This window comes from Sphaerisporangium sp. NPDC049457 (assembly GCF_055586705.1).
The window spans coordinates 1-20489 of sequence record NZ_JBVJHR010000029.1; the positions used below are offsets into that span (position 1 = coordinate 1).

Annotated in this window: 11 protein-coding genes; 9 read left to right on the top strand and 2 right to left on the bottom strand. The window is 72.0% G+C overall.

The features are described 5' to 3' along the window. Nucleotides 1-160 precede the first annotated feature (160 nt). Entirely contained in the window at nucleotides 161-1855 is a 1695-nt protein-coding gene (locus ACZ6QO_RS34795) for an AMP-binding protein (protein WP_465857251.1), read from the top strand. A gap of 19 nt (nucleotides 1856-1874) precedes the next feature. On the opposite strand, the gene ACZ6QO_RS34800 is transcribed toward ACZ6QO_RS34795, so the two are convergent. Beyond that, nucleotides 1875-2645 carry a MerR family transcriptional regulator gene (locus tag ACZ6QO_RS34800; RefSeq protein WP_465857253.1) on the bottom strand — a complete coding sequence of 257 codons (771 nt, stop codon included), beginning with the start codon at nucleotides 2643-2645 and terminating at the stop codon, nucleotides 1875-1877. Nucleotides 2646-2767: 122 nt separating this feature from the next. Between ACZ6QO_RS34800 and ACZ6QO_RS34805 the strand changes: the two genes are divergently transcribed. From ACZ6QO_RS34805 to ACZ6QO_RS34840, 8 genes are all read left to right on the top strand, one after another. After that, on the top strand, nucleotides 2768-3718 hold the full coding sequence (locus ACZ6QO_RS34805; RefSeq protein WP_465857255.1) for an ABC transporter ATP-binding protein: 951 nt from the start codon (nucleotides 2768-2770) through the stop codon (nucleotides 3716-3718). A gap of 203 nt (nucleotides 3719-3921) precedes the next feature. Next, on the top strand, nucleotides 3922-4761 hold the full coding sequence (locus tag ACZ6QO_RS34810; RefSeq protein WP_465857257.1) for an ABC transporter permease: 840 nt from the start codon (nucleotides 3922-3924) through the stop codon (nucleotides 4759-4761). A 263-nt stretch (nucleotides 4762-5024) separates the two neighbouring features. Next, the gene (locus ACZ6QO_RS34815; RefSeq protein ID WP_465857427.1) at nucleotides 5025-7256 is read left to right on the top strand and encodes an ATP-binding cassette domain-containing protein; all 2232 of its coding nucleotides are present in this window, start codon (nucleotides 5025-5027) and stop codon (nucleotides 7254-7256) included. Nucleotides 7257-7464: 208 nt separating this feature from the next. Next, entirely contained in the window at nucleotides 7465-10194 is a 2730-nt protein-coding gene (locus ACZ6QO_RS34820) for an ATP-binding protein (protein WP_465857259.1), read from the top strand. 84 nt (nucleotides 10195-10278) lie between these two features. After that, nucleotides 10279-11043, top strand: coding sequence for an alpha/beta fold hydrolase (locus ACZ6QO_RS34825; RefSeq protein WP_465857261.1), 765 nt, complete (start codon nucleotides 10279-10281; stop codon nucleotides 11041-11043). Between the two features lie 25 nt (nucleotides 11044-11068). Further along, nucleotides 11069-11878, top strand: coding sequence for an alpha/beta fold hydrolase (locus ACZ6QO_RS34830; protein WP_465857263.1), 810 nt, complete (start codon nucleotides 11069-11071; stop codon nucleotides 11876-11878). 65 nt (nucleotides 11879-11943) lie between these two features. Continuing rightward, on the top strand, nucleotides 11944-12729 hold the full coding sequence (locus tag ACZ6QO_RS34835) for an oxidoreductase (RefSeq protein ID WP_465857265.1): 786 nt from the start codon (nucleotides 11944-11946) through the stop codon (nucleotides 12727-12729). A gap of 519 nt (nucleotides 12730-13248) precedes the next feature. Beyond that, nucleotides 13249-17355, top strand: a complete 4107-nt coding sequence (locus ACZ6QO_RS34840; protein WP_465857267.1) for an nSTAND1 domain-containing NTPase — start codon at nucleotides 13249-13251, stop codon at nucleotides 17353-17355. A gap of 156 nt (nucleotides 17356-17511) precedes the next feature. On the opposite strand, the gene ACZ6QO_RS34845 is transcribed toward ACZ6QO_RS34840, so the two are convergent. Next, the gene (locus tag ACZ6QO_RS34845) at nucleotides 17512-20295 is read right to left on the bottom strand and encodes an AfsR/SARP family transcriptional regulator (protein WP_465857269.1); all 2784 of its coding nucleotides are present in this window, start codon (nucleotides 20293-20295) and stop codon (nucleotides 17512-17514) included. Nucleotides 20296-20489 lie beyond the last annotated feature (194 nt).

The following is a 20489-nucleotide window of genomic DNA, read 5'->3' on the forward strand; positions in this document are numbered from 1 at the left end:
GAACAGAGGGGTTCTTGGCTACCCTGCCCCCCCCCCCCCCCCCCGACCCCCCCCCCCCCCCCCCCCCCCCCCTGCCCCCCCCCGCCGCACGCGTCCGATCGGCGCCGTACCGGCCGCGATCGGCGCCGTACCGGCCGCGCGAACCGAAGGAGTGAGAACCATGACCGCCTCCGTCCTGGAAAGCGAGATCCCCGGCGCCTCCAGCGCGGGCTCCCTGCCCAGTCTCGCGACCGGCATCTGCACGACACCACTGCTCGACGAGACCATCGGCGCGAACTTCGACCGGGCCGTGGCGGCCCACGGCGACCGCGACGCGCTGGTCGACCGGCCGACCGGCCGCCGCTGGAGCTACGCGGCCCTGGCCGAGGAGGTCGACGCGCTCGCCCTCGGCCTCCTCGGCCTCGGCCTGGTCAAGGGCGACCGCATCGGCATCTGGGCGCCGAACTGCGCCGAATGGACGATGACCCAGTTCGCCGCCGCCAAGATCGGCCTGATCCTGGTCAACGTGAACCCGGCCTACCGCGCCCACGAGGTCGAGTACGTGCTCCAACAGGCCGGGGTACGCGCCCTGGTGGCCGCGGAGCGGTTCAAGACCTCCGACTACGCCGGCATGATCGCCGAGGTGCGGCCGCGCTGCCCGGAGCTGGAGCACGTCGTGCTGATCGGCCGGGACGGCTGGCGGTCGCTCATGGCGGCGGGCCGGCGGGGCGACCGGCGGGCGCTCGCGGAGGCCGCGGCGGCGCTCACGCCCGACGACCCCATCAACATCCAGTACACCTCGGGCACGACCGGCTTCCCGAAGGGCGCGACGCTGTCGCACCGCAACATCCTCAACAACGGCTTCTTCGTCGGCGAGCTGTGCCGCTACACCGACGCCGACCGCGTGTGCGTGCCGGTGCCGTTCTACCACTGCTTCGGCATGACGATGGGGACGCTCGCGGCGATCAGCCACGGCGCCTGCGTCGTCATCCCCTCACCCGTCTTCGACGCCCGTGCCACGCTGGAGGCCGTGCGGGACGAGCGCTGCACGTCGCTGTACGGCGTCCCGACGATGTTCATCTCCGAGCTGGCCGACCCCGACTTCGCGTCCTTCGACCTGTCGTCGCTGCGCACCGGCATCATGTCCGGCTCGCCGTGCCCAGTGGAGATCATGCGGCAGGTCGTCGAGCGCATGGGCATGGCCGAGGTCACCATCTGCTACGGGATGACCGAGACCTCCCCGGTGGCCACCCAGACCCGTCCGGACGACTCACTCGAACGCCGCGTGTCCACCGTCGGCCGGGTCGGCCCGCACCTGGAGGTCAAGGTCGCCGACCCCGAGACGGGCGCGCTCGTCGCGCGCGGCGTCCCCGGCGAGGTGTGCACCCGCGGGTACTCGGTGATGCTCGGCTACTGGCGGCAGCCGGACAAGACGGCCGAGGCCGTCGACGCCGAGGGCTGGATGCACACCGGGGACATCGGGATCATGGACGAGGACGGCTACCTCAGCATCACCGGGCGGATCAAGGACATGGTGATCAGGGGCGGGGAGAACGTCTACCCCCGCGAGGTGGAGGAGTTCCTGTACACCCACCCCGACATCCTGGACGCCCAGGTCATCGGGGTGCCGGACGAGCGGTACGGCGAGGAGCTGATGGCGTGCCTGCGCATGCGGCCGGGCGCCGAGCCGCTGACCGCCGAGTCGGTGCGGGCGTTCTGCGCCGGCAAGCTGGCCCATTTCAAGATCCCCCGCTACGTGCAGGTCGTGGACTCCTACCCGATGACGATCAGCGGCAAGGTGCGCAAGGTCGAGATGCGCGAACGCGCCATCGACATGCTCGGCCTACGCCACCTCCTCACCACCGAACACGCCTGACCCCTCCCCCGGACTGCGGCTATCGCCCGGCCGGTGAGCGGTGTGCGGAGAAGTAGTGGTGGAGGTGGCTGGAGCCTTCCAGCATGGCCGCCGCGCGCCGGGTCAGTTCCTCGTCGCGCCGGGCGACGGCCGCGCGGAGCGCGTCGATGCTGCCCGTGCGGCGCAGGCCGTCGATGATCTCTTTGATCTGGGGCAGCGGATAGCGGCCCTGCCGCAGCAGGTGGACCATGCGCGCGTCCCTGAGGTCGGCCGGGCCGAAAGTGCGATACCGGTTGCCGGGCCGGCGCGCCGGGGTCAGCAGGCCGGCCGACTCCCACAGGCGCAGCGCGGAGGTGCGCACGCCCAGGAGCGCGGCCACCTCGCCGACGCGCATGCCCGTCCGCGACCGCCCGGACGTCTCCGGAACCTGACGCGGGTGCTGGTCGGGGGTCTGGTCCGGGGGCTGTCCGGCGACCGCTTCCAGGGCCTGCGCCGTCGCGCGCAGTGAGAGGCGCTGTTCGTACAGGGCCGCGTGGCAGGCGTCCACGAGCGCGAGCGCACCGGCGCGGTCCCCGGCGTGCTCGGCCTGCATGATCTCCCGCGCGGAATTCCAGCCGTACCCGGGGGCCAGCGCCCGGTAGGTGAGCAGGGCCGCCCGATGCTCCTCGCCGAACCTGCGATAGCCGGCGGGCGAGCGCGGCGCAGGCGGCAGGATGCCGTGGTCGGCGTAGTTGCGCACCTGCTGGGGGGAGATGCCCGCCAGCCGTGCGAGGTCGACGGGCCGCAGCCCCGCCTCTCTCGCTCCGCCCACCGGTCGTCCTTCCTCGACAGGGTTCACCGTGGAGTTGAAGGTTATCCGCCCTGACTCCCAGCAAGTCCGCCGAGGCCTGCGGCAAAGTCTCAAGAGGGTACTTCAATGAGAAAATTGAAGGTATGAATCCGGGTGACAACGACGAAGAAAGGCCGGAAGAGCCGGCGATAGAGACGCGTGATCTCAGGATGCGGTACGGCTCCACCGACGTGCTGCGCGGGGTGGATCTGCGTGTGCGGCGCGGCGAGGTCGTGGCCCTGCTCGGGCCGAACGGCGCCGGGAAGACGACGACCATCGAGATCCTGGAAGGGTTCCGCCGGCGGTCCGCGGGCGAGGTGCGCGTCCTCGGCACCGATCCAGGCGACGGGGACGAGGCGTGGCGGGCGCGGCTCGGCATCGTGCTGCAGTCCTGGCGCGACCACGGCCGGTGGCGGGTGCGCGAGCTGCTCGACCAGCTCGGCCGCTACTACGTCCCCTACGGCACGGCGGAGCGCCGGCGGCCGTACGACCCGGACGAGCTGATCGGCCTGGTGGGGCTGGCAGGGCAGGCGGACGCGGCCGTCGGCCGGCTCTCCGGCGGGCAGCGGCGCAGGCTCGACGTGGCGATCGGCCTGGTCGGACGGCCGGAGCTGCTGTTCCTCGACGAGCCCACCGTCGGCTTCGACCCGCAGGCGCGGCAGGACTTCCACGAGCTGGTGCGGCGGCTGGCCGACCTGGAGGACACGACGATCCTGCTCACGACACACGACCTGGACGAGGCCGAGAGGCTCGCCGACCGCATTCTGATCCTCGTGGGCGGCGTGATCATCGCCGACGGCGGCCCCGCCGAGCTGTCCCGGCGCGTCTCCGGCAGGGCCGAGGTGCGCTACAGCCTGGACGGCGAGTGGCACACGACCTCGGCAGAGGACGCCGCGGGGTGCGTGCGCGGGCTGTTCGAACGGCACGGCGACGCGATCGTCGATCTGGAGGTGCGCAGGACGCGCCTGGAGGAGGTGTACCTGGCGATGGTGCGCGACTTCGAGTCCGCCGGTCACGCCGAGGTGCCGGACCGGCTGGCGGAGGTGCCCGCGTGACCACTCCTGACTCCTCCCGCGACGCCACTCCCCCGGCCTCCGCCACCACCCCCGATCCCACGGCCCCGCCGGCGTCCTCCCGCCCGGAACCCGGCCGCGCCGCTTCCCCGCCTTCCGCCTCCGCTGCCACCGCCTCCCCTGCCTCGTCTCCTCCGGAGCCGGGTCGCGACGGCCGCTCGCCCGGCGGCCGTGGCGGCGCGCGGATGGCCGCGTTCCGAGCCGGCCTGCACCGTGCCCGCGTCGAGTTCCGGCAGAGCGCGACGAGCGCGCAGGACGTGTGGGGGGCGCTGTTCCTGCCCGCCATCGCCCTGGTCGTGATGTACCTGCTGCGGCACAGCACGGTGCCCGGCACCGGCTTCTCCCTCGGATCGCAGTCCATCCCCGGCGTCCTCGGCCTGAACGTCGTGCTCAACGGGATGATGGCGCTGGCCATGACGCTCACCATGGACCGCGAGGACGGCACCCTGCTGCGCGCGAAGGCCACGCCGAACGGCATGATCGGCTACCTGACCGGCAAGGTGCTCAGCCGGGCCGGCATGGCGGTGGCGGGCGCGCTCGTCCCGCTGGTCCCCGCGGCGTTCCTGTTCGACGGGCTGCGGCTGGGCGACGCGTCGTCCTGGCTGACGCTGACCTGGGTGCTGGCGATCGGCCTGGTGGCGGTGCTGCCGATCGGCGCGGTGCTCGGCTCGCTGTTCGAGAGCGCGCAGGCCATGGGCGTCATCACGCTTCCGCTGATGGCGCTGATGGCGGTCTCGGGGGTGTTCTACCCGCTCACCGCGTTGCCCGGGTGGCTGCAACTGGTGGCCCAGGTCTTCCCCGTCTACTGGCTCGGGCTCGGCCTGCGCTCGGCGCTGCTGCCGGACGCGCTGGCCGCCGCCGAGGTGGGCGAGTCCTGGCGGCACCTGGAGACGGCGGGCGTCCTCGGCGCCTGGGCGCTGCTCGGTTTCGTCGTCGCGCCGGCGGTGCTGCGCCGGATGGCCCGCCGCGAGTCCGGGTCGGCGGTCGCCGCCCGCCGCGCCAAGGCCATGCAACGCCCCCTGTGACCACGTCCCCCTTCGCGCTCCGTACGTTGTACGCTATTAACTGTCCCGTCCCGTCGTGCCTCTCCGTCCGTCCGGGGACCGGCGGGACGAGCGGACCGGTTCTGTCGGTCCCCATCCCCATCCTCGGCCCCCTCCCTCCCTCACCTCTCCGTCGACCATGGAAGGTCCCGTTGATCTCCAGCCAGCAGGCAGACCACGTCCGGAACGACGAACCGCTCCGCGAAGGCGACCACGCCGCGGCGGACGGTCACGACCTCATCCAGGTGCGCGGCGCCCGCGAGAACAACCTCAAGGGCGTCTCCCTCGACATCCCCAAGCGGCGGCTCACCGTCTTCACCGGAGTCTCCGGCTCCGGCAAGTCCTCACTGGTGTTCGACACCATCGCCGCCGAGTCCCGGCGGCTGATCGACGAGACCTACACGGCGTTCGTGCAGAACTTCATGCCGAGCCGCGCCCGTCCGGACGTCGACGCGCTGCGCAACCTGAGCGCGTCGATCATCGTCGACCAGGAGCGCATGGGCGGCAACGCCCGCTCGACGGTGGGCACGGCCACCGACGCCCACACCATGCTGCGCGTCCTGTTCAGCCGCCTGGGCACCCCGCACGTCGGCCCGCCGTCGGCGTTCAGCTTCAACCGCGCCGAGGGCATGTGCCCCGAGTGCGAGGGCCTCGGCAAGGTGTCCGACATCGACGTCGCCGAACTGGTGGACGTCGAGCTGTCGCTGGACGACGGCGCGGTGAAGGTGCCCGGCTTCGGGGTGGGCACCTGGTACTGGCAGCTCATGGCCCAGTCCGGCCTGTTCGACCCGGCCGTCAGGCTGAAGGACTACACCTCCGCCCAGTGGGAGGACTTCCTGCACAAGCCCGCCACCAAGGTGAAGATGGGCACGCACAACGTCACCTTCGAGGGCCTGATCCCCAAGGTCAGGCGGCTCTATCTGTCGAAGGACCGCGAGTCGATGCAGGCGCAGGCGCGCGCGTTCGCCGACCGCGCGGTCAAGCTGGTCGGCTGCCCGGCCTGCGGCGGCGCCCGGCTGAACGAGGCCGCCCGCTCGGCGGTCGTCGACGGCCGCACCATCACCGAGTGCTCGGCGATGCAGATCAGCGACCTGGCCGAGTTCGTGCGGGCCATCGGCGACCGGTCGGTGGGCCCAATGCTCGACACCCTCGCCGAGACCCTCGACTCCCTGGTCGAGATCGGCCTGGGGTATCTCAGCCTCGACCGCGAGTCCTCCACCCTGTCCGGCGGCGAGGCCCAGCGGGTGAAGATGGTGCGCCATCTGAGCTCCAGCCTGAGCGACGTCACCTACGTCTTCGACGAGCCGACGGCGGGGCTGCACCCGCACGACATCCAGCGGATGAACGACCTGCTGGTGCGGCTGCGCGACAAGGGCAACACCGTGCTGGTGGTCGAGCACAAGCCCGAGACCATCGCGGTCGCCGACCACGTGGTCGACCTCGGGCCCGGGGCCGGGTCGGCGGGCGGCGAGGTGTGCTACGCGGGCGACCTGCCCGGGCTGCGCGCGTCCGGCACGCTCACCGGCCGCTACCTCGACCACAAGGTCGAGCTGCGCGAGAAGGTCCGCACCCCCGCCGGGTGGCTGCCGGTCAGCGGCGCCCGCCTGCACAACCTGCGCGACGTCAGCGTCGACATCCCCCTCGGCGTGCTCACCGTCGTCACCGGCGTCGCCGGGTCGGGCAAGAGCTCGCTCATCCACGGGTACGTCGCCGGGCGCGAGGGCGTCGTGGTCGCCGACCAGTCGCCGATCCGCGGCTCGCGCCGCAGCAACCCGGCCACCTACACCGGGGTGCTCGACCCGATCAGGACGGCGTTCGCCAAGGCCAACGGCGTCAAGCCCGGCCTGTTCAGCGCCAACTCCGAGGGCGCCTGCCCGGCGTGCAAGGGCATCGGCCTGATCTACACCGACCTGATGATGATGGCCGAGGTCGCCTCGGTGTGCGAGCGGTGCGAGGGCAAGCGCTTCACCCCCGAGGTGCTGTCGTACCACCTGCGCGGCAAGGACATCAGCGAGGTCCTGGCCATGACGGTCGCCGAGGCCCGCGAGTTCTTCCCCTCCGGGCAGGCGCGGGTGGTGCTCGACCGCCTGGCGGCCGTGGGCCTCGGCTACCTCGGCCTCGGCCAGCCGCTCACCACCCTGTCCGGCGGCGAGCGCCAGCGGCTCAAACTCGCCATCCACATGGCGAAGAACGGCACGACCTACGTCCTGGACGAACCCACCACCGGCCTGCACCTGGCCGACGTCGACCAGCTCCTCGCCCTGCTCGACCGCCTGGTCGACGACGGCAACACCGTCATCGTCATCGAGCACCACCAGGCCGTCATGGCCCACGCCGACTGGATCATCGACCTCGGCCCCGGCGCCGGCCACGACGGCGGCCAGGTCGTCTTCTCCGGCCCGCCCGCCGACCTGCTGGCCAAGGCCCACACCCTCACCGCCGTCCACCTCCGCGAGTACACCGGCGACCGGCCATAGACCCCCGGCCCAGCCGGCACGCCCACCACGTGGGTCGGGGCGGCCAGGTCCGGAACGCGGCAGACGCGGGACCGGCCTGGTCACAGGCGATCTGTCGACGGACGTTACGGTAATATCGGCTCTCCGATCCGCTCCCCCAGAGGCCGCGTTCGCTGGACGGGATCCCGAGAGCAAGCGACCATAGCTGTAGATGCCGGAAAACCAGCCAGTGAGAGAACTATTCGGACGAGAGTCCGAACAGCGGCGTCTCGGCGAGTTCGTGGCGGGCGTCCGCGGGGGCGGCGGGGCGATGCTGGTCCGCGGCGAGGCGGGCATCGGGAAGTCCGCCCTGTTGCTGGACACGGCGGCGGTCGCGGCCGCCCGAGGCATGCGCGTCCTGCGGACCGCCGGTGTGGAGTCAGAGACGCACATGCCCTTCGCCGGTCTGCATCAGGTGCTGCTTCCGCTTCGTGCCGAGATCGGGGAACTGCCCGCCCCGCAGCGCGACGCGCTGGGAGCGGCGTTCGGCCTGACCGACGCCCGGGTGCCCGACCCGTTCCTCATCGCCCTGGCGGCGCTGAACCTGCTGGGCGAAGCCGCGGCCCGCTCCCCCGTCCTGCTCCTGCTCGAGGACGCCCACTGGCTGGACCGCGCCAGCGCCGACGTGCTCGCGTTCGTCGCGCGGCGGCTGGACTTCGAGCCGATCGTGCTGCTGGCCGCGCTGCGCGACGGTTTCCCGAGTCCCCTCGACGGAGCCGGGCTGCAGGAGTTGCTCCTCGATCGGCTCGACGACACCGCCGCGACCGCCCTGCTGGACGCCTGCAGCCCCGCCCTGACGCCGGCGGTGCGCACACGGTTGCTGCGGGAGGCCGCGGGAAACCCCCTGGCCCTCGTGGAGCTGCCGATCGCCACGGACACCCGGGAGGGGAAGGGGCCCCTGCCACCGGGGTGGCTCCCGCTGACCACCCGGCTGGAACAGACCTTCACCGCCCGCATCTCGGGGCTGCCGTCGGCCCTCCGCACCACGCTGCTGGTGGCCGCGCTCAACGACAGCACCGACCTTGCCGAGATCCTCGAAGCCACCGCGCTGATCACCGGTGTACCGGTCACGGCGGACGATCTGGCGCCCGCCGTCACCGTACGGCTGGTCGACGTGCGCGAGGCCGGAGTGTCGTTCCGGCACCCGCTCATGCGCTCGGCGATCTACCAGGGGGCCAGCATCTCCCAGAGGCACGCGGTGCACGCCGCCCTGGCCGACGTCCTCACCGGCCGGCCGGACCGCCGCCTCTGGCACCGCGCGGCGGCCACCTCCAGGCCGGACGAGGGCATCGCCGCCGAGCTGGAGGCCACGGCCCAGAGCGCGCGGCGCCGGGGCGACCTGCTGTCGGCCGTCGCGGCGCTGGAGCACGCGGTCAGGCTCAGCGAGAACCCCGTCCACCGGTGTGAGCGGCTGGTGCGGGCCGCCGAGTACGCGGCCGAGATGGGACGGCGCGACATCGTCGTCCGGCTGCTGGGCGAAGGCGAGCGGCTGCGGCTGTCGGCCAGCCAGCGGGCCCGCATCGTGTGGATCCGCGAGAACTTCGAGGACGGCATCCGGGACGACAGCGCGGCGGCGCACTCACTGGCCGATCTCGCCGAGAGCATGGCGGCGCAGGGGGACGTCGACCTCGCGCTGAAACTGCTGTCCAGCGCGTCCTTGCGCTGTTTCTGGGCTCATGCCGACGAACGGTCGCGGCAGCGCGTCGTCGCCGTGGCCGAGGGCCTGCCCGTCGACGACCTGGACGGGCGGCTGCTGACGATCCTGGCGTTCGCGGCTCCGATCGAGCGCGGCAAGGTCGTGATCGAGCGGTTGCGCCATCTGGCCGCCCACCCGGCCGGCGGCGGGGTGGCGGCTCGCCTGCTCGGCAGTTCGGCGTTGATGGTGGGGGCGTTCGACCTGGCGGCGGAATTCTGCGCCGCGTCCCTGCCCGCCCTGCGCGCGCAGGGCAGGCTCAGCCTCCTGGCGCGGGACCTCGGGGCACAGGCGTGGAGCGCGGCCCGGCTGGCGGACCTGAGCGTGGCCATCCCCGCGGCGGAGGAGGCCGTTCGTCTGGCGCACGAGACATCCCAGCCGCTGATGCACGCCATCGGCCAGGCGTCGGGCGCGGTGCTCGCCGCGCTCCGCGGCGAACAGGACCGTGTGGAGGTCCTCGCCGTGGCGGCCGAGCAGGTGGCCCTGCCCATCGGGGGCCGCCCCGTGCTGGCCACGGTGCAGCTCGCGCGTGGGCTGGCCGCGCTGGGCGAGGGACGTTACGCCGACGCCTTCGACCATCTGCGGCGCATGCACGACCCCGCCGATCCGGCCTTCCACCTGGCGTTGCGCTGCTTCTCCATCGCCGAACTCGCGGACGCCGCGGCGCACAGCGGGCAGAGCCGCGCGATCGCCGGCATCGTCGGGGAACTGGAGGCGGTGGCGCTCATCACGCCGTCGCCGTCCTTGCACGCCGACCTGCGCTACGCCCGTGCCGTCCTGGCCGACGGGGCGGCGGCGGAGCCGCTCTTCGATGCCGCGCTCCAGGCCGACCTGCGGCGGTGGCCCTTCGTCCGGGCTCGGGCGCAGCTCGCGTACGGTGAATGGCTGCGCCGCCAGCGGCGTACGGCCGAGTCGAGGGCGCCGCTGCGCATGGCACGGGAGACGTTCGACGCCCTGGGGGCGATCCCCTGGAGCGAGCGAGCGCGCCAGGAGCTGCGGGCCTCCGGCGAGAGCAGCTCCATGCGCAGCAGTGAGGCACGCGACGTGCTGACCGCGCAGGAACTCCAGATCGCCCAGATGGCGGCCGACGGCCTGACGAACCGGGAGATCGGCGAGAAGCTCTATCTGTCTCACCGGACCGTCAGCTCCCACCTCTACCGGATCTTCCCCAAGCTGGGCATCACCTCGCGCTCGGCGTTGAGCGCGGCCCTGCGCGTGTCAGCCTGACTCGACCGCGTCGCCCGGGTGACGCTCGGTGACACAGTCATGTGACGCTCGCGGGGCACGCGGAAGGCGTCCTACGGTCAGGCCATGACCACAGCAAGCTCCTTCAAGAACGGCAGCACGCCGACGGTAGTGCTGGTCCACGGCGCCTTCGCGGACGCGTCGAGCTGGGCGGGCGTGATCGCCGAGCTGCAGGATTTCGGGATCCCCGTGATCGCGGTGGCCAACCCGCTGCGCGGACCGGCCGTCGACGCCGCCTATCTCGCCGGCGTCGTCGCCGCGATCGACGGTCCGGTCCTGCTGGTGGGCCACTCCTACGGCGGCGTGGTCATCACCCGGGCCGCGGACCAGCCGGGCAACGTGGTCGGGCTGGTCTACGTGACCGCTTTCGCCCTGGAGGCCGGGGAGAGCGTGCTGGACATCACGACCCGCTTCTCCGACAGCCTGCTGGGCCCGGCGCTGCGGCCGGCCGTCTTCCGCACAGGCGACGGACAGGAGGCCGTGGAGCTGTACCTCAAGGACGACCGGTTCCCCGCCGTGTTCGCCGCCGACCTGCCCAGGCGCGTCACCTCGGTGGCGGCCGTCGCGCAGCGCCCCATCGCGGCGGTGGCGTTCGAGGAGACCTCTCCCACCGCGAGCTGGAGGACGCTGCCGTCCTGGTACGTCGTGGCGACCGCCGACCGGGCGATCGATCCCGCCGCACAGCGCTTCATGGCCCAGCGCGCCGGGGCCGACACCATCGAGGTCGACGCCTCCCACGCGATCGCGCTGTCGCAGCCGGCGGCCGTGGCCGCCCACATCCGCACCGCCGCCGCCGCGACCCAGGCGGTCAAGCACACCCTTTCGCAATGACAGCCGTGTTCCCAAGGAGCGACCGATGACCCCACCGCCCATTCCCGTCATCTTCATCCACGGCCTGTGGCTGCACGCCACTTCTTGGTCCTCCTGGACCGAGCTGTTCACGGCCGCCGGCTACGAGGCGACGGCCCCCGGCTGGCCGGGCGACAGCGAGAGCGTCGAACTGTCCAGGCAGAACCCCGACAGCATCGCCGACCACGGCATCGACGACGTCGTCGCCCACTACACGAAGATCATCGAGGCTCTGGAGGTCAAGCCGATCCTGATCGGCCACTCCTTCGGCGGCATGATCGCCGAGAAGCTGCTCGGGCAGGACCTGGCCAGGGCCGCCATCGCGATCGACGCCGCACAGATCAAGGGGGTGCTGCCGCTGCCGCTGTCGGCGCTGCGCACGGCCCTGCCGGTGTTCAGGAACCCGGCCAACAAGCACCGGGCCGTCTCCCTCACCCTCGACCAGTTCACCTACTCGTTCGGCAACGCCATCCCGGCTGAGGAGGCCGCCGAACTGTACGAACGCTGGACCATCCCCGGGCCGGGCAAGCCGTTGTTCGAGGCCGCCGCCGCCAACTTCTCCCCCCACTCGCCCGCCAAGGTCGACACCGGCAACAACGCCCGGGGACCGCTGCTCCTCATCGCCGGCGGCAAGGATCACACCGTCCCCGAGACCGTCACCAAGGCGACCCTCAAGCAGTACCGGGGCTCCACCGCGATCACCGACTTCCAGGAGTTCCCCGACCGCGGCCACTCCCTGACCATCGATCACGGCTGGCGTGAGGTCGCCGACGCCTGCCTGGCCTGGCTCGCCAAGAACGACCTTCAGACGAACTGAGAGCCGTCCGCGGCGTCGACCGCCCACCGGTCAACGCCGCGGACCGTGCCGCAGAAAGGGATGCCATGGACTTGGGACTGCAGGGCAAGGTCGCGGTGGTGACCGGCGCCAGCAAGGGAATCGGACTGGCCATCACCCGGGCCCTGGTCGAGGAGGGAGCCCACGTCGTCGCCGGATCACGCCGAAGCACCCCCGAGCTGAAAGAACTGGGTGGAAAGGGAAGCGTGCGGGCGGTCGAGGTCGATCTCGCCACCGCCGCGGGCCCGGCCCGCCTCATCACCACCGCGCTGGAGCACGGACGCCTCGACATCCTGGTCAACAACGTCGGCGCGGTCGCACCGCGCCTTACCGGGTTCCTCGACATCACCGACGAGCAGTGGCTGCACAGCCTGACGCTCAACCTGATGGCGGCGATCCGCACCACCCGCGCGGCGCTGCCGGCCATGATCGCGGCCGGGCACGGCAACATCGTCACGATCAGTTCCGTCAACGCCTTCCTGCCCGACCATACCGTGATCGACTACAGCGCCGCCAAAGCCGCTCTCACCAACTTCTCCAAAGCCCTGTCGAAGGAGGTCGGGGCGCACGGCATCCGGGTCAACACCGTCAGCCCCGGCCCGGTCACCACAGACCTGTGGCTGGGAGACGAAGGCGTCGCCGCGACCGTCGCCCGCGCGAACGGGACCGACCCGCAAGCGGTGGCCGAGCAGGCCGCCGCCCAGGCCGAGACGGGCAGGTTCACCCATCCGCACGAGATCGCCGACCTGGTACTGCTTCTGTCCAGCGACCGGGCGGGCAACGTCACCGGCACCGACTTCGTCATCGACGGAGGACTCACCAAAACCCTCTGAACCTCCCGCCCTCGGCGCCGGCTGGGACGCTCGGGTGGAATGACATAAGGGCCGGGGGTGCGCCCGGCCCTTATGTCACTGCTGATGAACTGAATACAGCAGCCCCCGTCCATGTGATCGCAGGTTCTCCGTTGAACCAGTTGGATGGATTCTGCGGGCTGTAGTCCACCGACTACAAAGTGGGCGAGTCGGCGGCGGCCTCCTGGCCACGTCCACACGTAATCAGCGCGCCCCCTTGATGGCGCTGACACGTGTTCCAGGCCTCGAAGCTGTAGTAGTTCCAGGTGGACCGATCCGTTTATTCGCGTGTGCCCCCTTCGTCAGGTCGTCAGCGATCTTCTCGCCTACTACGCTCGGCGGGGACCGCTTGGTGCCGATGTCGCGTCGATTGACGCAGAGGCGCTGGGCCGGTGCGGCTCGGCCGAATGCCGGTCTGAGCGTTTTCGCTGGTGAGAGCTTTGGCACAGGTTTTTCGGACCGGTTCGGTCCGAAAGGCGGGGCCTATGTTCGGGGGCGAGGATGGGTGAGGCGGAGCTGACGCCGAGGCGGTTGTTCGCCGTGCGGCTGACCGAGCTGCTGGAGTTGACCGCCGATGTGCCGGTGAAGAGCCTGGTCGGTGAGGTGAACCGGCGGCGGCCCGCCGGGCGGGGACGGCCGGTGAGCGGGCCGCGCATCAGCGACTGGAAACGCGGTCGCCATCTGCCTGAGTCGGAGGCGGCGTTCCTGGTGATGGTCCGGGTGCTCGTGGAGCACTGCCGGGGCCGGCGGGTGCCGCCTGGGCAGGTGAGCGCGGGGCTGCTCGACGAGGAGCAGTGGCGGCGGTGGCTGCGCGAGGCCCGGTCGTCCCCGCCTGATCCGGTGGCGGTCGTATCGGCCGGGGCGAAGGGGGCCGCCGCTGAGCCCGCTGAGGTGATCGAGGCCGTCGCCGAGGCCGACCGGGAAGCCGCTGAGGCCGCCGAGGCGGTCCACCAGTGGGCCGGGGGGTGTCCTTACCCGGGGCTGGCGGCGTTCGAGCAGGATCAGGCGCAGGTGTTCTTCGGGCGAGAGAGGCTGACCGCGCAGCTCGTCGACGCGCTGGCCGCCCGGCTGGACCGCCCGGGGATCCTCGTGGTGGCCGGAGCGTCGGGGGCGGGCAAGTCCTCGCTGGTACACGCGGGGCTGTTACCGGCCCTGGCCGGCGGGGAGCTGAGCGCCGAGTCGGCCGGGTGGCCGGTGGCGGTGGTGCATCCGACCGCGACGCCGTGTGACGAGCTGGCGCGGGTGCTGGCCGCCCTGGCCGGCACCGACCCGGCCGCGATCCGCCAGGAGCTGCGGACCGCGCCGCAGCAGGCGCACACCGTGGTGCGTGATGTGGTGGTCACCCGTGCCCGGGCCTCGGCGGGTGTGCCGGCCACCAGCAGTGGCGACCGGCTGGTGCTGGTGGTGGACCCGTTCGAGCGTGTCTTCACCCTGCCCGAGGAGGCCGAGGCCGGCGGCGCGGGCTGGGCCGAGGGGCAGCGGGCGGATTTCATCGCGGCGCTGCACGCGGCGGCGACGCGGCCGTGCGGGCCGGACGGCGAGCCGGCCGCCTTGGTGATCGTGGTGGTGCGCAGCGACTTCTTGGCCGAGTGCGCGAGCTACCCGCAGCTCGCCGACGCGGTGCGGGACGGGTTGTTCCTGGTCGGCCCGATGAGCGAACCGGAGCTGCGCCTGGCTCTCACCGGTCCCGCCGAGCGGGCGGGGGTGCTGATCTCCCCGGCGCTGGTGGACACCATCCTGGGGGATCTGCCGGCCTGCTCGGCCGAGGGCCGATACGAGGTGGGCGCGCTGCCGTTGCTTTCGGAGGCGATGCGGGTCACCTGGAAGCATCGCGAAGGGGACAAGCTGACCAGCCGCAGCTACGGGCTGTCGGGCGGGGTCGCACACGCCGTCCAGACCAGTGCGGAGACCGTCTACGCCGCGCTGCCCGCCCGCCTGCAGCCCGTCGCCCGGCAGGTGTTCCACCGGCTGACCAAGCTCACCGCCGACGGACGGGCCGTCCGCCGTCCCATGCCCTACCAGCGTCAGCCCGCCACCCATCCTGGGGCCCTTCCGCCGGCCGCCGCCGGTCGCCCGGCCGAGCGGCACGGTGGCGTCGACCCGGCGGACATCGAGCAGGTGGTGGAGGCGTTCGCCGCGCAACGCCTCATCGTGGTGGGCGAACAGACCGCTGAGATCACCCATGACTCCCTGCTGCACGCCTGGCCGCGGCTGCAAGGGTGGCTCCAGCAGGACCCCGCCGACCAGGCCCTGTACCACCGGTTGCTGGAGGACGCCGATGACTGGGCGCGCAACCAGCGCCGCGCGTCGTTCCTGTACCGCGGTGAGCGTCTGACCGCGGTCCTGGACGCCCGGCCGCATTGGCAGGCCAACCCCGACCGCTACCCCGGCCTGCCGGACAGCGTGCGAGGGTTCCTCGACGCCGCCGTCACCGCGAGCAGGCGCGCCACCGTGCTGCGCCGCACCGTGACGGCCGCCCTGGCCGTGCTGCTCGTCATAGCGCTGACCGCGGCGGGCATCGCCATCAAGGCTCAGCGCGACATCAGCGCCCAGCGCGATGTGGCGCTGTCGCGCCGGCTGGCCGCCCGAAGCGAACTGCTCACCGGCGGCGACCCGGCACTGCCCGCGCTGATGGCGGCGACGGCCTGGCGGATCAGCCCCACGCCCGAGGCCCGCGCCGCCATGCTCAACGTCCTCAGCCGCCCGCAACGCGCCGTGCTCGCCGCCCCGTCCGGCCCGATCACCGCGGTGGCCTACGGCCCCGACGGGCGGACCCTGGCCACCATCGGCGACGGCCTGGCGCGACTGTGGGACACCAAGACGCGACGGCCGATCGACACCCCTCTCCCCGGCTACACCGGCTGGGTCTCCTCGGCCGCCTTCAGCCCCGACCGGCGCACGCTGGCCATCGGAGACGACCGCACCGTCCGGCTGTGGGACGTCACCACGCGCGCTCCCCTCAGCGGCCCGCTCACCGCTCACCAGAGTGCCGTCACCGCCCTCGCCTTCAGCCCCGACGGACGGATCTTGGCCACCGCCGGCCACGACGGCACCGTGCGGTTATGGAACGCCGCGACACGCACTCCCCTCGGTGACCCGCTCACCGCGCACCGAAACGCCGTCACGGCCCTCGCCTTCAGCCCCGACGGACGGACCCTGACCACCGGCGGCCACGACGGCGCCGTGCGGTTGTGGGACATCGCGGCGCGGACTCCCCTCGGCGCTCCGCTCACCGGTCACACCAAGGCCGTCTCCGGTCTGTCCTACAGCCCTGACGGGCAGATGCTGGCCGCCGGCGGCCCGGACGGTGTGGTGCGATTGTGGCACGTCGCGACTCGCGCGCCGATCGAGATCGCTCTCCCCGACCATCCCGGTGGCGATCTCTCAGCCGTCTTCAGCCCCAAAGGGCCGGCGATCCTCGCCATCGGGGGCGGCGACGGCACCGTGCGGTTATGGGACGCGGCGACCCGCACACTCATGGGCACGCCACTCTCCCGCCACACCTCCCCGATCACCTCGGTGGCCTTCAGCCCCGACGGACAGGCCCTGGCCACCACCGACGCGGACGACACCGTGCGGTTGTGGGACATCAGACTCCGCACCTCCGTCGGGACCGCCGGCGCCGGCCACCCCGGCCGGGTCACCTCTGCCGGGTTCAGCCCCGACGGACAGATCCTGGCCACCGGTGACCTGAACGGCGTCGTGCGGTTGTGGGACGCGGTGACCCGCGCACCCATCGGTACGCCGCTCACCGGCCACACCGACCAGATCACCTCGACCGTCTTCAGTCCCGACGGCCGGACCCTGGCCACCAGCAGTGCCGATGGCACGGCACGACTATGGGTCACAAGGACCGGCGAGCTCATCGGCGCGCCACTCAGCGGGCACACCTTCCTGGCCACCTCGGTCGCCTTCAGCTCCGACGGGCGGATCGTGGCCACCGGCGGCAAGGACGGCAGCGCACAGTGGTGGGACACCCGGACCGCCGAACCCCTCGGCGCCCCGCTCGTCGACCTCCACGAACGGAACAACTGGGCCGTCCTGAGTTTGGACGGCCGGATCCTGGCCAGCGTCAGCAAGGCGGGCACTGTGCGGCTATGGCGGGTCAAGGCTCGCACGCCCATCGGCGCCCCGTTCGCGGGCCGCACCGGCCGGATCATCTCCGTCGCCTTCCACCCTGACGGACGGACCTTGGCCACCGGCAGCGACGACGGCACCGTGCGGTTATGGAGCATCGAGCAGCACGCCGTCATCGGCGCGCCTTTCGTCGGCCACACCGACGCGATCACCTCACTCGTCTTCAGCCGCGACGGACGGACCCTCGCCACCAGCGGCGACGACGGCACTGTGCGCCTGTGGGACACCGTGACCAGCGCCCCCATCGGCGTCCCCCTTCCCGGCCACGCCGACACGATGGCCTCGCTCGCCTTCAGCCCGGACGGACAGCTGCTCGCCAGCAGCGGCGAAGACGGCACGGCACGACTGTGGGAGGTCGGCATGCCCGACGACCTGTTCGCAGCCGTGTGCGCGATTCCCGCCCGCTCCTTCACCCGCGCCGAATGGTCCCAGTACGTATCAGAAGCGGAGTACCGACCGGTGTGCCCCTGACGCCGTGAACAGGCGGAGCACGTCGCCGGCCCGGCCGTTCTGAGGCCGTGCCAACCCGGTTCGCGGACCGGTTCATCGTCGCGGGCCGCCGGCGCGGCTAGGGCTGCGTCCGGCCGGCGGTCAGAGGGAGACCGGCCGGGCGTGAAGGCGGGCCGTTCATGACAACCGCTGCTGAAGGCGCTCGGCCTCCGGATACCGCCCCTGCGTTCGATAGCGCCGCTGTGCCTGATCCCACGCGGCGACGGCCTGTCGCTCGTCGCCGAGCGCCGCGTGGGCGTCGCCCAGATGTTCCAGAATGCCCGCCTCGTCGTTGACGTTGCCGATCTCGCGCATCAGCGTCAGAGCCTCGTGGTAATAGCTCAGGGCTTCACCGTGACGACCGGTGCTGTGCGCGATGTAGCCCAGACTGTCGAGCGTGTTGGCCTCCGCCTCGTGATGCCCTTGACCGCGGAAGATGGCGAGCGCGGCCTCGCAGTGGCGGCGTGCCTCCTCGAACTGGCCGTCCAGGGCCGCGTACCAGCCGACGTCGTTCAGCGCGTCGGCCGTCCTCAGCGGGTCATCGAGGGTCTCGTAGTGGCGCAGTGCGTGCGTCGCGTGCTCCAGAGCTTTGCGGTGTTCCCGCTGCCGTGCCCAGAGCAGTGCCAGGTTCTGGTCGATGAAGGCCTGGGCGTCCAGGTCTTCGGCGGTCTCCGCGAGGTGAAGCGCGCGATGGAGGTGGTCCAGGGCCTCCTCCGTCCGGCCCATGCGGTCCTGGGCCTGCCCGATGATGCGATGGGCCATCACTTCGACCCCCGGGTCACCGAGACGGCGGGCGGCGTCGAACCCCAGCGTCCAGACGGCGATCTGATCGTGAAACGCACCCCCGCGGAAGTGGAACGTGTCCAGGCTCCATGCCATCCGCCACACCATGTCGTGCCAGCCGTACTCGGCCGCGAGACGCTGCGCGGCGAGAAGACAGCCGTGCTCCGCGGTGAACCACTGCCTGGCCGAGCTCTGCTCGATCTCGCCGGACCGCCGCTCGTCGCAGGGGGCGTCGCCGAGTGCGATCGGCGCGCGGTGCGGCGCCAGGCATCGTTCCCCTTCGTAGGCGGAGCGCAGATAGCAGCCGGCCAGTCGCCGGAGCGCCGTTTCGCGGCGGGACGCGGCGATGTCGCGCCGGGCTCGTTCTGCTGCGTGCAGACGGACCAGGTCGTGCATCCGCCAGCGGCCGGGAGCGTGCTGGTGGACCAGGAACGACTCCTCGAGCCTGCGCAGCAGTCCGCGGACCTTCGGCGGCGGTGCGGCCACGAGGGCGGCCGCGGCCTCGAGCCCGATGTCCGGTCCCGGCGCCAGGGCCATCAGCGACAGCGTCTCGGCCACCTCGGCGGTGAGAGCCCGGAAGGAGGTGGCGAAGACGGTGCGCACGCTGGCGGACAGCTCTCCGGCGTCCAGCATGTCCAGCCGGACGGTGACGTCGTGCAACTCGGCGGTCAGCGCGGTCAGCGACAACTGCGGGTTGAGCCTGGCCCGGGCGGCGAGGATGGCCAGCGCCAGAGGCATGCCTCCGCAGTAGGCCACCATGTCGGGGACCGTCTCGGGTTCGGCGTCCAGCCGGGCGGTGCCGAGGTGGCGGGCCAGGAGCCGGCGCGCCTCGTCGTCGTCCAGCGCGTCGAGGCCGACGGGCACGGCTCCGTGGTTGGCCGCCATGCTGACGAGTGTCCGGCGACTGGTCAGCACCACGGTGCACGTGGGGCTCCCGGGGAGCAACGGCTCGGCCTGCGAGGCGTCGCGGACGTCGTCCAGGACGACCAGGATCCGTCGCCCGGCCAGCAGGCTGCGGTACAGGCCGACCTGCGCGTCGGGGTCGGCGGGCATGTCGTCGGAGGCGACGCCGAGCGCGTTCAGGAAGCCCGTCACCACGGTGAAGGGTGAGACCGGCGGTTCGGCCGGATCGAAACCCCGCATGTTCGCGAACAGCTGCCCGTCGGGGTAACGGTCGATGTTCTGGTGCGCCCACTGCAGGGCCAGCCATGTCTTTCCTATGCCGCCGTAACCGCCGATCGTGACGACCGGCATGTCGCCGACCGCCCCGCTGGGTTCGTGCGCGGCTCTCGTGAGCTGCGCGAGCTGCGCCGTACGGCCGGTGAAACGTGAGGGAGGCGACGGGAGCTGACGGGGAACCGGGACAGCCGGGCCGGCGGCCGGCCGGGAAGCGGGGGGTGGCGTCACCGAGGGATGACCGGTGAGCATGCGGTGGTGCAGTTCCCGCAATGGCCGACCCGGGTCGGTGCCGAGTTCCTCGGTGAGGCGGCGCCGGACCCGCTGATAGTGCTCCAGGGCATCCGCCTGGCGCCCGCTGCGGTACAGGGCGAGCATCAACTGGGCGGCCAGGCGTTCGTCGAGGGGATGCCGCTCGGCGCGTGCCGTCAGGGCCGCGACCGACTCGACATGGCGGCCGGAGCGTAATCGGAGGTCGAAGAGCTCGGACTCGGCGGCGTGCCGCTGCTGCTCCAGTTGCTGGCGCTGGGCGTTGAACCAGGGCGTGTCGAGACCGGCGAAGGGGTCTCCCCGCCACAGGTCGAGTGCCTGCTCGAGCAATCTCTGAGCAGCGGCGTCCTCTGCCGCCCGGGCTTCGGCGACCCACTGCCGGAACCGGTGGAGATCGACCGTCGAAGGGTCGACCTCGATGGCGTACCCGCTGGATCGGCGCACGATCTGGGCGCCTGCCCCGTTCGCCAGAACCTTCCGGAGCCGGGAGAGATAGCTGTAGAGCGTCTCACGACCCCGTTCGGGCGAGCGACCCGCCCATACGCGGTCCATCAACTCGTCGGGGGGGACGTACCGCCCGGCCTCGGCCAGCAGCGCGGCCAGCACAGAACTCTGACGCGCGTGCCCGATCTCGACGGCGCGGCCGTCGAGGAGCACCCGGACGTCACCCAGCAGCCCGAACTCCGCCAGCATGGCATATCCCCGTTGATCGTGATCGTTTCCTGTTGTCTAAACGACCTGGCGTGCGGATTCAAGGGATCTCGCAAGGATCACGCATGGTCGGTCACGAATCATCGGCTGTCACAAGGTCCGCACCCGACGAGACCGGCATCATGGGGACAGGCAGCATGGAGTTCACCGTTCTCGGCCCGCTGGACGTGCGGCCA